The following is a 12,455-nucleotide window of genomic DNA, read 5'->3' on the forward strand; positions in this document are numbered from 1 at the left end:
AACTTTCACATTTTCATTTTGTTTTCTTCAGGTCTCGGCGCCGGCGGAGGGATTAGGACCCCACCCGTCGACGGCGCCCGCCGTCTTCCCGACGCAGAAACTTTCACGAAAGAGGTAGAACCATGGCGTTGCAACTTGGCGAGACCGCCCCGGATTTTCAGGCCGAGACCACCGACGGCCCAATCAGCTTCCACGACTGGATCGGCGACGGCTGGGCCGTCCTGTTTTCCCACCCCAAGGACTTCACCCCGGTCTGCACCACGGAGCTGGGCTACATGGCCAAGCTGAAGCCGGAGTTCGACAGGCGCAACGTGAAGGTGGTGGGCCTCAGCGTCGACCCCATCGAGGATCATGCGCGCTGGGCCGCGGACATCGAAGAGACCCAGGGCTACGCCCCGAACTTCCCGATCATCGGCGACTCCGACCTGGAGGTGGCTAAGCTCTACGGCATGCTGCCGGCCAGCGCCGGCGACAGCGCCAACGGCCGTACCGCGCTCGACAATGCGACCGTGCGCACCGTCTTCGTGATCGGCCCGGACAAGAAGATCAAGCTGATGGTGGTCTATCCCATGAGCACCGGGCGCAACTTCGATGAGATCCTGCGCGTGATCGACTCCCTGCAGCTCACCGCCAACCACTCGGTGGCGACGCCGGTCAACTGGCAGCAGGGCGAGGACGTGATCATCGTGCCGGCCCTGGCCGACGCGGAAGCGCGCAAGAAGTTCCCCGACGGCTGGCGGGCACCGCGTCCCTATCTGCGGATCGTCGCACAGCCGCATTGAACGGCCTCAATTGAGCTAATCGATATGCGAAGCGAACTTGAAGCCGCCAAAGCGAAGGCCGAGGCGACGTACAATCTGGCAGCAGAGCTTTTCGAATCCGGTTCCAACGCCTTCTGGTCGCGCCACGGCGAAGGCACGATCGAACGCTTAAAGCTCGAGCCCGGCAGTGCCGTTCTTGACGTTGGCTGCGGGACCGGCGCCTCGGCGATCCCGGCGGCCGAAAGGGTTGGTCCGCGCGGCAAGGTGATCGCCGTCGACCTGGCGGAGAAGATGTTGAGCCAGGGCCGGGCGCGTGCCGCGGAACGGGGTCTCACCAACGTCGACTTCCGCCGCGGCGACATGACCGGCCTCGGCTTCCCGGACATGCACTTCGATGCGGTGGTTTGTGTCTTCGCGGTTTTTTTCGTCCCCGAGATGGAGCGCCTGGTCGGCGAACTCTGGCGCATGGTGCGCCCGGGCGGCCAGCTTGCGATCACGTCCTGGAGCAAGGGTTTTCTGGAGCCCTGTGTCACCCATTTCTGGGACGAGGTCGAACGGCGGCGGCCCGATCTGAAGCGCGCCTTCAATCCCTGGGACCGCATTGCGGAGGTCGCGACCATGCGGCAGATGCTGCAGGCCGCTGGCATCAAGGATGCGGTGGTCGAGGAGGTCCAGGACCGGCAGGTGCTGGCGTCGCCGGAGGACTGGTGGACCGTGGTCCTGGGCTCCGGCCTCTGCTGGACCGTGGACCAGATGTCTCCGGGGGATGCGGAGAGCGTGCGTGCCGCCGGGGTCTCCTGGCTGCGGGACAGCGGCGTCACCGCACTCGACACCAACGTGATCTACGCCCGGGCCCGCAAACCCCAGGCTTAGAGCATGCGACACCCGGCTGCGGGCCGCGTGGCCGGCAAGGTTTCCGGAAAAGGGCAGGCACGGCGGCGGCGATGGGCCGCCGTCACCAAACGCGACGGCGGCGTGGGAGGTCGCTGCAGAGAGATTATGAGAAGGAAAGGATGATGATGAACCTCAGTCTGAAATTCGGACGTCTGCTGGCGCCGCTGGCTCTGGCAGGACTCACCGCCTGCGCAAGCCATGCTGCCGAGCAGGGCTATGCCAACCCGGACCTGCTGACCGACACCGAGACCCTTTGGGTGATGATGGAAACGGGCCCGGTCAACATCGTCGACGTGCGCCCCAGGGAGGCCTACGACAAGGGCCACATTCCGGGGGCCGTGCACCTCGGTGCCGACGACGTGATCGACCCCGACAGCCATGTCCCGGGCGACCTGCTGCCGCATGAGACCCTGGCCGCGATGCTGGGCGAGCAGGGCATCGACAAGGACACGCCGCTGGTCTTCTACGATGACAAGGGCGGTTTCCACGCCGCCCGGCTGTTCTGGATGGCGGAGTACTTCGGCCATCGCGAGGTGAGCGTGCTGAACGGCGGTATCCCGAAGTGGCAGGCCGAAGGCCGCAAGGTCTCCACCCGGGTCCCGAAGGTGCGCAAGAAGACCTTCGCCTACACGCCGACCCCGCGCCGCTTGGCCACGGCGGACTGGTTGCTCGACCGCCGGGACGACGACTCGGTGGTGGTCATCGATGTGCGTCCGTCCAATCTCTACAACGACGGCCACATTCCCTGGGCCAAGTCCATCCCCTGGAAGCAGAACCTGGCGGAGGACGGCACCCTGAAGTCGGCTGCCGAGTTGCGCTGGCACTTCGCCAGCCACGGCGTCACGCCGGACAAGAACATCGCCGTGCACTGCCAGAACGGCAAGGCGGCCGCCCACTCCTACTTCACCCTGCGGCTGCTCGGCTATCCCCGGGTCCGGAGCTACGACCGCTCCTGGGCCGAGTGGGGTGCGGCCGAAGAGCTGCCGAAGATCACCGGCAAGGCCGGCGGCTGACCGCCTGCGGACCGGGCGGCCGTTCTCGGCCGCCCGGTTCTACCGCGCTTTGGTTGGATCCGTCTTCGATTGGACGTCAGGAATGATCTTTCGCCAGCTTTTCGATCCCCAGTTCTGCACCTACAGCTATCTGATCGCCGCCCGGCGCGGCGGTGAGGCGATTCTGATCGACCCGGTTCTGGAACAGGTGCCGCACTATCTCGGGCTGCTGGCCAGCCTGGACCTGAAGCTGGTTCAGGCGGTGGATACCCATCTGCATGCCGATCACATCACCGGCCTCGGCGCACTGCGCAACAAGACCGGCTGCATCGCCGCTATGGGCACGAACACGCGCTGCGAGCTGGTGGACATCCGGCTCTACGACGGCGAGCTCATCAAGGTCGACGGCCTGGTGCTGAGGGCGATTCACACCCCCGGCCACACGCCGGACTCCTACTGTCTGGTCATGCAGGACCGCGTCTTCACCGGCGATACGCTCCTGATCGGGGCGACGGGCCGAACCGATTTTCAGGGCGGCGATGCGGCAGCCCAGTACGATTCGCTCTTCGGGCGCATTCTCACCATGCCGGATGAAACCCTGGTCTATCCGGGCCACGACTACAAAGGCCGCTGGGTCAGCAGCATCGGCGAGCAGAAGGCCCACAACCCGCGCCTCCAGGTCGACTCGAAGGCGGCCTATGTGGAAATGATGGCGCGGCTCGACCTGGCGCCGCCGAAGATGATCAAGATCGCGGTCCCGGCGAACCTGCAGCTCGGCCTGCCCCAGCAGGACCTCGGTGACGGGGCGGGGCCAAAGATGCTGGAGATCGCCGCCCTAGCGCCCTTCGCCGGAGTCTAGCCGCGAACCTCAGCCCTGGGAGATTACGTCCATGTCGGTGCCGAAGCAGAGCACGTTGCCGTCGGGGTCGGTGACCTCGAACTCGCGCATGCCGTAGATCGCGTTCTCCAGCGGCCGGGTGATGTTGGCGCCGGCCGCGGTCAGCTCTTCACAGAGCGCATCGACATCGGGGCTGTGGAAGTAGGCGTCCCAGCCGGTCGCCGCGGCCGGCGGCCCATGCCAGCTATCGACGAAGACGACGGCCCCGCCCCGCTCGAAGATGCCGAAGCGGGCTGGGTCGCCGCCTTCCTCCAGCAGCGTGAAGCCCAGAGTCTCCATGTAGAAGCGGCGGGCCCGCGGATAGTCGCCGGTCTTCAGGACCGGGGTCGCCCGCTCGAGCGTGTTTGCCTGGCGATCCGGCATGGTCCTCAGTCCTCCTGTGGGGGTGGCGCGGTCGGGGCGGAGATGTCGATCATCAGGCCGTCGGGGTCGAGGGTCAGGAAGCGCCGCTGGCCGTAGAACTCGTCCCGCGGCGCCTGAAGGATCTCGCAGTTCCGGTCGAGGGCGCGCTGATAGACGGCATCGGCGTCGGGCACCACGAAGGTCAGATAGGCACCCGCCGGCCTGCCTTGCTGCGCCGCCGGGATCAGGTCGCTGCCGCGGTCGATCAGGCCAAGCTCGAAGCGCCGGGCCTCACGATCCGTCAGGATCACATACCAGTCGCTCTCGAAATGCAGTTTCAGGTCCAGCAGGCCGATGTAGAAATCGCGGCTGGCCTGAAGGTCTCCAACCATGATGTTGGTTAACAGGCGGTCGACCATGGGGGTGCGTCCTTTGCGGCTTTGTGAGCGGAGGTGCAGAGGCTAAGCTGGGTCCAACGACGAAAAGAGCAATGGGGGGTAACAAGGAAGGTGACATCGTGCAACTGAGATTCCCCTCTGTCCGGTGCGGGCTGCTCGGCCTGACGCTGATCCCCCTGCTGGCGGCCTGCGCGGCCGAGCCCCTCCCGCAGCTTCGCTATGCGGAACGCCCCTGCTACCGCACCCTGGCCGAAGTCGACTGCCACCCCGCGCCCCTGCCCGGCGAGGAGAGTCGCCGCGTCGATTTCTATGACCAACCCATCGCAGTGGAGCGCAAGACGCCGTGGACGGGAAGCCTCTAGCCATAGACAGTCTCTCGATTTCCACCGTCGAGATGCACACCGGCGGGGAGCCGGTGCGGATCGTCACAGCCGGCTATCCGGACCTACCGGGCAGCACGTTGTTGGAGAAGCGCCGCGCGGCGCGGGATCACCACGACGCCCTGCGCCGGCTCTTGATGTTCGAGCCGCGCGGCCATGCGGAGATGTACGGCGCGGTACTGGTGGAACCGGATCATCCGGAGGCCGATCTCGCCGTGCTTTTTTTACACAACGAGGGCTATTCGACCATGTGTGGGCATGCGGTGATCGCCCTCGGCCGCTGGGCTGTCGATACCGGGCGGGTCGCCGCGCGGGAGCCGGAAACCCCGGTCAACATCCAGTGCCCCTGTGGCCTGGTGCGCACTTCAGTGACCGTTGAGAATGGCCGCGCCGGGGCGGTGCGCTTTCGCTCCGTCCCCGCCTTCGCCTTTGCGCGGGACGCCATGGTGGATACCCGCGACTGGGGCCCGCTGCAGCTCGACATCGGCTACGGCGGCGCCTTCTACGCCGTGCTCCCGGCCCAGAGCATCGGCCTCGACCTCGAAGCCGCTTCGGTGCGCGCCCTGACCGATGCCGGTGAGGCCATCACCGAGGCGGCGGCCGCCCAGATTCCTCTTTCGCATCCGGACGACCCGGACCTCGCCTTTCTCTACGGCACCATCTTCACCGACGGGCGCGATGCCTTCGAGGCGGCAGAGACGCGCAACCTCTGCATCTTCGCTGGCCGCCAGGTGGACCGCAGCCCCACCGGCTCCGGCGTCACCGCGCGCGTGGCCCTGCAGTGGACCCGCGGCCAGCTCGCCCTCGGCCAGACTCGCAGTTTTGAGAGCATCACCGGCGCCCGATTCGCCGCCACGGCGGTGGAGGAGACGACGGCCGGCCGCCATCGCGCGGTGATCGTCGAGGTTTCCGGCAAGGCCCACTACAGCGGCGAAGCCCGCTTCACCCTGGAACCCGACGACCCCCTGGGCGAAGGCTTCCTGCTGCGGTAAGCAACTCAGGGACGCCTGGCGAGCACCTCGGCGATGGCGGCCAGGAATTCGGGGGTTCTCACCACGCCGTTGTGGCCGGCCCCGGGCACTTCCAGGAAGCTGGCGTCGATTCCCCTGGTCTTGAGGTCCGCCACGTAGTCTCTGGCCAAGACAGGTTCCGTATTGCGGTCGTTCCCGCCGGTGACGGCGACCACCGTGGTCGTCTCATCGACGCCGTCCACGAAGCTGTGCGGTGAGAGACTTTGGCGCCAGCTGTTCCGGCCGCGTCTCTTGATCCGCCATTCGGGCACGTTGCAGGGACAGGCAGCGAGCACGGCGGCGTCAACCAGGTCCGGGTGCTTGCCGATGATGACGCCGGAGATTGCCGCTCCGCCGGAATGACCGGCCAAGACGACATAGTCGGCCCGGGTGTGCTCTTTCAGAACCTTGACGGCAGCCGCCACGGTCGCGATGACATCGGGGCGGTAGTTGTCCCCTCTGCGATAGCTGTTGCCCGTCGAGCGATTGTCTTTCGAGTCATAGTACCCCGGCCGGATCAGGCCGACGGCAACAACACCCTTCGTCCCGAGCTCTTCGGCGATCGGATAGAGGTAGTCGGAGGGCCCGCCGCGATAGCCGTCGCCGTGGATGAAGAGGATCAGCGCGGTGCGCTCCGCAGGTTCGCCGTAAGTGCTGATCACCAAGCACTCGTCGTTTGCCGCAACGCGGCTGCGGTTGTCCGCGGCGCAGGGGGTTGCTGCGGCCTCCTGATAGGCCGTTGCAGCAAACGCGGCGGCGAAGGCCGCCATCACGAGGGCTCTCAAGCTTTCCCGCATTCTTATCCCGTTGCGGTCGGAAACAGGTCCGAGCGTCGACAGTCGACGACCGTCGGAATCTTCGGTCAGTTGCCGGCGGGCTGCAACCCGGATCGGCGGCTTAAGGAAAATCGTTGCGGGCGCGGATGATCAGGTCGACCAGGCGACTGCCGCCGGAGGCGCCGTTGCGCTGGTTGTTCTCCCAGGACTGGACGCAGACGACCCGCGGCCAGTTCTCGCCGCTCCACCAGGCGAAGAAGGGCCCGCCGGATTGGCCCGGCCAGATGTCGCCGCGGTGCCAGACCTGTCGGTGGGTCGAATTGTTACGGCCGTCGAGGGCGATGTCGCGCTCGTAGGAGGGCCGCTGGCCGCCGGCCATGTCGCCGGGATAGCCGATATGGCGCCAGAAGGTGCCGCCGTCCCAGGACTCCGAATAAGTACGCGAACCCATCCAGCCGCAGGTATCGCCGATGCGCCGGTCGAGCACCAGGACCACATAGTCCTCGCGGGCTTCCGTGGCGTCTATGTTGGGGCCGAAGACCTTGCGGAAGGCGTACCATCGGGTCGCCCAGGCCTCGCCGAAGGGGGCATTGCCGTCGAAGAAGGAGGGGCGGAAGCGTACCCAGCCGGCGGAATTGCCGCTGCCCCAGACCATGGCATGGCTGCAGGTCAGCATGTGGCGCGGCCCGATCAGCACCCCGCTGGCCCAGCCGCCGGCGGTGTCGACGCGGCCGACGGTGCACCAGGGAAAGGCGGTGTCGGAGAAGGTGTAGCGATCTTCCGGCCAGAAGACCGTGGTCGCCCTCCGCTGGGTCTTGCTGCGACTGAACGCGTTAACGAAGGGCCGCACCCGCAGCGCCCTGTCGAGCTGCGGCGGCACCGGCTGCAGCGGCAGATGGTCGGGCAGGTGGCCGTCGAGGTCCGGCAGGCCCATCCGCGCGTCCCGGCGCATCTTGGCGGTCATCCGGGGCAGGGGCACGCGGGTGCCGCTGATGTCCGGGCGGAACACCCGGGTGCCAAGCTCGGCGCCGGCGACTTCGATCTGCAGGTCCAAGCCGCTGCCCGACTTCGCCTTGGCGTGGGGGCGGGCGATGAGCGACTTGGGCCGCTTGGTCGTTTTGTGCCGGACCTTCGGAGCGCCGGCCAGCATCCTGTCGAACCGCAGCGTCACGGCCTTCGGCTTTTTCAGCGCCGGGCGCGCCTTGACCTTACGTTTCAGCTGGGCCTCGGTGAGCGGGGCGGCGGGGGTCTCGGCCTTGCGCGAACGGGTTGCCGCAGGGCGCCGGGATCGGGGCTTGCGAACCATGTCTGGACTCCGGTTTGCGGTGTGAGGGGGAGCCTGATTGGCCATGCTGGTGGCGCAGGACTCCGAACCCGAAGTCTAACCGGCAAGGCCGTCAGGCGTGCGCACTATGGTGGGCTAGTCCGAAGGGATAGCGGGCGCTTTGAAAAGATCCCCGGTACAAAAAAATCCCCGGCGCCAGGCGCCGGGGAAGTGTGTCGAAACAGGGAGTGTCAGGCAAAATTGCATGCGCCGAATGGGGGAGTTCGATGGTGTCATCGATCGCTCGGCGCAAAGACAGACTGCCGCCACGGCCGCCGGCGGACAAGACGGGCATCAGAGTTAGCCCCTTTTGCCGGGGGCGGCAAAAAAGTGCGGCGCAGCGACCCGAGGACCGAAGACGGTCTTAAACGATGTCGAGATTCACCTTGATGTCGAGCAGGTCGTCGAAGGAGTCGACGCCGCTGCCGTCGATGCCGTCCAGCGTGACCCGGGCGCCGTTGTCGAAGGTGATGACCACGGCATCGGCCGTGCCGGTAACGCTGTGTGCGCCGTCGTCCAGATCGTCGACATCGATCTTGCCGTCATCGTTTTCGTCGACGAGGTCGGCGATCTCCAGGCGGTCGCCGTTATTGCCGGTCTTGAAATCGAGGATCAGGTCATCGCCCTGGTTCTCGGCGAGAGAGAAGGAGAAAACGTCGCGGCCGTTGCCGCCGCTGATCACGTCGTCCCCCAGACCGCCGGCCAGGGTGTCGCGTCCGCCGCCGCCGAGGACCGTGTCGTCGCCGGCCCCCGCGAGCAACAGGTCGTGGCTGCCGCCGCCGTCCAGCAGGTCGCCGCCGAGGCCGCCGTCCAGGGTGTCGCGCCCGCCGGCGCCGTTCAGCAGATCGTCGTCTGCGCCACCGACCAGACTGTCGTTGCCCTGAGCGCCGAAAAGACTGTCGTCGCCGGCGCCGCCGAGGAGGGTGTCGCGACCCTGGGCGCCGTTGATCAGATCCGCGAGATTGCCGCCGGTGACGTGGTCGTTGCCTTTGCCGGCGTCGAAGAGGGTGCCCGCGTCGAAGCCCGCTTCCAGGGCCTGGCGGGCATCCTGCGCCAGGACGACAGTGTCGTGGCCGTTCCCGGCGTCGTACTGCGTGCCCTCAAGATAGCCGCCGACGTCGATGGCATTCAGATCGACCTCGTCGGCCTTGCGCGAGAAGAGTGCGACCTTGGCACCGGGTCCCACCGGGTTGGCCGGGGGAACGAAGGTGGCCGCGAGAGCAGCGGGGGCCGGCGTCGTCTCTGTATCTGTCTCGGTCGGAAGGACCGGATCGTCGTCGTCCGGGGCCGCAAAACCGCTGCTCGCTGGCGTCGTGACGCCGCTGTCGCTGGCGTCGTCGGACTGAAGGCCGGCAATGAGCTCGCCCAGGTTGCTCTGATAAACGGAAACGCCGCCACCGCCACCGTTGCCTGCGGGGCCGGCTTCCGTTTCCAGAGCCTGCTGCAGGATCGCCTGATCGAGCTGTTGCAGCAGTGCTTCGCCTTCGACCTTGCGTCCGTCGGGCAGAATGATGGTGGGCGCGCGCCCTTCCTCGCCGGTGAAGTTCTGGAGCGCCAGTTGTCCGCCATCGGGAAACTTCAGGACGAGATCGTCCTGGGCCTCGGCGACCTGCACCGCTGCCGGGTCGAACCGCAGGTCGATGGCGCTCGCCTCGCCGACCTGGACGGCAACCTCCTGACCCGCTGCGGGCGAACGGATCACCGCGACATAGCGGCCTTCCGGCTCGCTGGCCGTATCCTCAGGTGTGTCCGCAAGGGGCCCCTCCGGGCTGTAGCGTCCTGCCATCCTCTGCTCCTCACACGGCAATCGGCCGCGCTCCCCCTTCGGGTGAGGAGAAGGAGAACGCAGCGTTTCAGCAGGGCCGGAGTCTGGAAGGAAGGCCTTAACAAGCCTTTAGGAAATGGCGTAAACGCCGCTCAATTCCGGGGTTTTGGCGGCCTGCGCGGTGCAATCGGGCGGCAAGCTCGCGCTCTGCGATTGTCCATCGCCTCCTGGTTTCATGAGGGTGCGAGACATACCAATCCGGTGCTAGCCATCGCGCAGCCGTTGGACGCGAAAGGCCTCGATCTGGGCCAGAACGCCGCCCCAGCTCATGGAGTTGCAGTAGCGGATGGCGCCGTCGACGCCGACCCGGTCGATCAGTTCCAGCGCCAGGTCCGCGAGATCGCGGCGGATGGTGACGGCGCTGCTTGCGGTGGCTTGTGTGTGCGTCATTTCGTCAGAGCCTCCGAAGCCCCTGTGGCGTTGCGGTTCGTCGTCTTGTTTCGACAACGGTCTTGCGGGCGGTTCATTCCTGCGCCCGCGGAGACTGACTCTGGGTCGCACCCGAGTTTGCATCGGTTCAGATTTTTCTGGATCTGCAGCGGCGCGCGGGCCGGAACCGGTTCGACGGAAGTCGAACTAGGACCGAAGGCCGAGAAGGGAGAGCGCGTCCTTGGCGACGGCCTCGCGGGGGCCGCGGGCATCCACTTGGGTCCAATCGACGCGGCCGAGGTCATAGCCGAGCTGCTGTTCCACCACCGCCGCCGTCGCGTCGGAGGCGTCGTGCCGCCGGGCGGTTACCCGCTGCTTCAGAACATCCGCTTCGGCCCACAGCCAGAGGCCGGTGAAATCGACTCCCTGCGTCTTCGCCAGCTCTGCGACCGTGGCGCGTTCCTCGGGCCGGGCAAAGACCGCGTCGAGGACGACCGAGTGGCCGGCGTTCAGGACCTGGGCGGCCTGTTCCATCATGCGGGCATAGACGGCGTCGCTGGCTGTCCGGCTGTAGGCCTCGGCAGGCAGACGTTGCTGGTCCTCGACCCCGGCCATGGCCTTGCGCAGCAGGTCGCTGCGCAGGTGGACGGCACCCGGTGCGGCGCCCAGGTGTGGAGCGAGGCGGCGGGCGAGCGAGGACTTGCCGCTGCCCGAGAGGCCGCCCACGGCGACGAGCCGCGGCGGTGCCGGTTCCAGAAACCCTAGCGCCTCGGTGAAATAGCTGACGGCCTCGTTGCGCCGTTCCTGCCGGGCTTGCGGGTTGTGCTCCAGGGCTTCCAGGCTGGCGGCGACCTTGGCGCGCACCGTCGCACGGGCGGAGAGGAACAGCGGCAGCAGGGGCAGGGCCCGCAGATCGCCGCGCCGGTGAAGGTACCGGTTGAGCACCTGGTTGGAGAAACTTCGCAGCCCGCGGTGCTCCAGGTCCATCAGCAGGAAGGCGAGATCGTAGAACACATCGATGCAGGCGATGGCATCGTTGAACTCGATGGCATCGAACAGCCGTGGCCGCCCGTCGAGCAGCACGACATTGCGCAGATGCAGATCGCCATGGCAGAGGCGCTGCAGACCGGCCCGGGCGCGCGCGTCCAACAGAGCGGCGTGGCGTTTCAGGTGATCGAGCGAAATGGCCGCGAGGCGGGCCGCCTCCTGCGGTGCGAAGAGATCGCCGCGGGCCGCGAGTTCCTCGTTGTTTTCCACCACCACCCACTCGATGGACCTGGCGCCCCAAAGCTCGGCGGCGTGCAGGCCTTCGAAGGCCGGCGGCGCATGGTCGTGGAACGCGGCGATGGCGTCGGCCAAGTCGTCGACGATCTTCGCGGTCAGGCCGCCGGCCGTGGCGAGCGCGCTGAGCAGCCGGTCCTGTGCGAAGCGCGCCATGACCAGCACCCACTCCACCGGTTCACCCGGTCCGTCGAGCGTCAGGTTACCTTCGCCATCGCGGGTGACGGGAACCACCTCGCGGTAAAGCGTTGGAGCGGTCCTGGCATTCAGCGCCAGCTCCCGCTGACAGGCCCGCCGCCGTTTCTCCAGGGTCGAGAAATCCATGTAGGGGTAGCGGACGGCGCGCTTGATCTTGTAGGCCCGCTCGCCGGCCAGAAACACAAGGGCGCCGTGGGTCTCGATGCGCTGGACCTCCGCGGGCTTCGGGTCATAGCTGGCCGGGTCGCTCAGGAAGCGGACGACGGCATCCTGGTCCGGCTCGGGAGGCCGCGGCGGCGACGCCAGGCAGGGGGCGGCGGTCATCGGTGAAGACAGCCCTTCGTTGATCGCGGCGATGCCGGAACCCTACCGTCCCCGGGTCTTGTTTACATTGAGCTGCCTCAAAGACGACCCCGGCAGCGATGCCGTGAGCTCAGCCGTTACACTAGGCGCTCGCGCTCTGCCGCGGCTGTTCGCTTACATAGTCCAGCATGGTGACCGCATCGCTGACGGCGAAGGGATCGCCGGGTTGGTTGCGGTCCTCGACGAACATCTTGCGGATGACGCCGTCGACCACCAGCATCGAATAGCGCCAGGAGCGCTCGCCGAAGCCCAGATCGTCCTTGTCCACCAGCATGCCCATCGCGCGGGTGAAGTGGCCGCTGCCGTCGGGCAGCATGGTGACCTCGTCGTCGACGCCCTGGTCCCGGGCCCAGGCGTTCATCACGAAGGCGTCGTTCACCGAGAGACAGAGGATCTCGTCGACGCCCATGGTCTTTAGGTTCTTGGAGAGCGCCATGTAGCCCGGCAGGTGGGTCGAGGAACAGGTCGGCGTGAAGGCGCCGGGCAACGCGAAGACCACCACGCTACGGCCCTTGAAGTAGTCCGCGCTGGACTTCACCTTCCACTCGCCGCCTTCGCGCAGCTTGAAGGTGACCTCGGGGACGGACTCGCCTGATGTGCGCATGAGAATGCTCCTCCTTCTTGCGAGATCCCGCTCTTCGACC

Annotated in this window: 14 protein-coding genes; 6 read left to right on the plus strand and 8 right to left on the minus strand. The window is 66.9% G+C overall.

The features are described 5' to 3' along the window. Nucleotides 1-122 precede the first annotated feature (122 nt). The 4 genes from Q0996_RS16545 to Q0996_RS16560 all read left to right on the plus strand — a co-directional run bounded on the left by Q0996_RS16545 (nt 123) and on the right by Q0996_RS16560 (nt 3,506). Complete coding sequence (locus Q0996_RS16545; protein WP_299622143.1) at nt 123-782, plus strand: peroxiredoxin; 660 nt, start codon at nt 123-125, stop codon at nt 780-782. Between the two features lie 24 nt (nt 783-806). Continuing rightward, nucleotides 807-1,634 (plus strand): class I SAM-dependent methyltransferase, encoded by an 828-nt coding sequence (locus Q0996_RS16550; protein WP_299622145.1) that lies wholly within the window; start codon nt 807-809, stop codon nt 1,632-1,634. A 146-nt stretch (nt 1,635-1,780) separates the two neighbouring features. Next, nucleotides 1,781-2,668: a sulfurtransferase gene (locus Q0996_RS16555; protein ID WP_299622147.1), complete on the plus strand. Its 888-nt coding sequence runs from the start codon at nt 1,781-1,783 to the stop codon at nt 2,666-2,668. A gap of 82 nt (nt 2,669-2,750) precedes the next feature. Further along, entirely contained in the window at nt 2,751-3,506 is a 756-nt protein-coding gene (locus Q0996_RS16560; protein ID WP_322096735.1) for an MBL fold metallo-hydrolase, read from the plus strand. A gap of 9 nt (nt 3,507-3,515) precedes the next feature. Here Q0996_RS16560 and Q0996_RS16565 read toward each other — a convergent pair whose 3' ends face one another. Both Q0996_RS16565 and Q0996_RS16570 read right to left on the minus strand, forming a co-directional pair. Beyond that, nucleotides 3,516-3,908, minus strand: coding sequence for a glyoxalase superfamily protein (locus Q0996_RS16565; RefSeq protein WP_299622149.1), 393 nt, complete (start codon nt 3,906-3,908; stop codon nt 3,516-3,518). Between the two features lie 5 nt (nt 3,909-3,913). Then, a complete protein-coding gene (locus Q0996_RS16570; protein ID WP_299622151.1) occupies nt 3,914-4,306 on the minus strand; it encodes a VOC family protein in 393 nt (130 codons plus the stop codon). Between the two features lie 98 nt (nt 4,307-4,404). Between Q0996_RS16570 and Q0996_RS16575 the strand changes: the two genes are divergently transcribed. Together Q0996_RS16575 and Q0996_RS16580 are read left to right on the plus strand one after the other, a co-directional pair. Then, nucleotides 4,405-4,647, plus strand: coding sequence for a hypothetical protein (locus Q0996_RS16575; RefSeq protein WP_299622153.1), 243 nt, complete (start codon nt 4,405-4,407; stop codon nt 4,645-4,647). Continuing rightward, complete coding sequence (locus Q0996_RS16580; protein WP_322096736.1) at nt 4,629-5,657, plus strand: proline racemase family protein; 1,029 nt, start codon at nt 4,629-4,631, stop codon at nt 5,655-5,657. Before Q0996_RS16575 ends, Q0996_RS16580 begins: the two co-directional genes overlap by 19 nt. Nucleotides 5,658-5,662: 5 nt before the next feature. On the opposite strand, the gene Q0996_RS16585 is transcribed toward Q0996_RS16580, so the two are convergent. From Q0996_RS16585 to Q0996_RS16610, 6 genes are all read right to left on the minus strand, one after another. Next, nucleotides 5,663-6,460 carry a S9 family peptidase gene (locus Q0996_RS16585; RefSeq protein WP_299622156.1) on the minus strand — a complete coding sequence of 266 codons (798 nt, stop codon included), beginning with the start codon at nt 6,458-6,460 and terminating at the stop codon, nt 5,663-5,665. A 112-nt stretch (nt 6,461-6,572) separates the two neighbouring features. After that, nucleotides 6,573-7,757, minus strand: a complete 1,185-nt coding sequence (locus Q0996_RS16590) for a serine protease (RefSeq protein WP_299622159.1) — start codon at nt 7,755-7,757, stop codon at nt 6,573-6,575. A gap of 382 nt (nt 7,758-8,139) precedes the next feature. After that, nucleotides 8,140-9,561: a calcium-binding protein gene (locus Q0996_RS16595; RefSeq protein ID WP_299622162.1), complete on the minus strand. Its 1,422-nt coding sequence runs from the start codon at nt 9,559-9,561 to the stop codon at nt 8,140-8,142. 243 nt (nt 9,562-9,804) lie between these two features. Continuing rightward, nucleotides 9,805-9,990 (minus strand): hypothetical protein, encoded by a 186-nt coding sequence (locus tag Q0996_RS16600; protein ID WP_299622165.1) that lies wholly within the window; start codon nt 9,988-9,990, stop codon nt 9,805-9,807. A gap of 186 nt (nt 9,991-10,176) precedes the next feature. Next, a complete protein-coding gene (locus Q0996_RS16605; protein ID WP_299622168.1) occupies nt 10,177-11,772 on the minus strand; it encodes a bifunctional aminoglycoside phosphotransferase/ATP-binding protein in 1,596 nt (531 codons plus the stop codon). Nucleotides 11,773-11,893: 121 nt separating this feature from the next. Next, on the minus strand, nt 11,894-12,415 hold the full coding sequence (locus Q0996_RS16610; protein ID WP_299622170.1) for a peroxiredoxin: 522 nt from the start codon (nt 12,413-12,415) through the stop codon (nt 11,894-11,896). Nucleotides 12,416-12,455: the final 40 nt, after the last annotated feature.

The organism is Pelagibius sp. (assembly GCF_028289705.1).
In the GTDB taxonomy this organism is placed as follows: Bacteria; Pseudomonadota; Alphaproteobacteria; order Kiloniellales; family Kiloniellaceae; genus Pelagibius.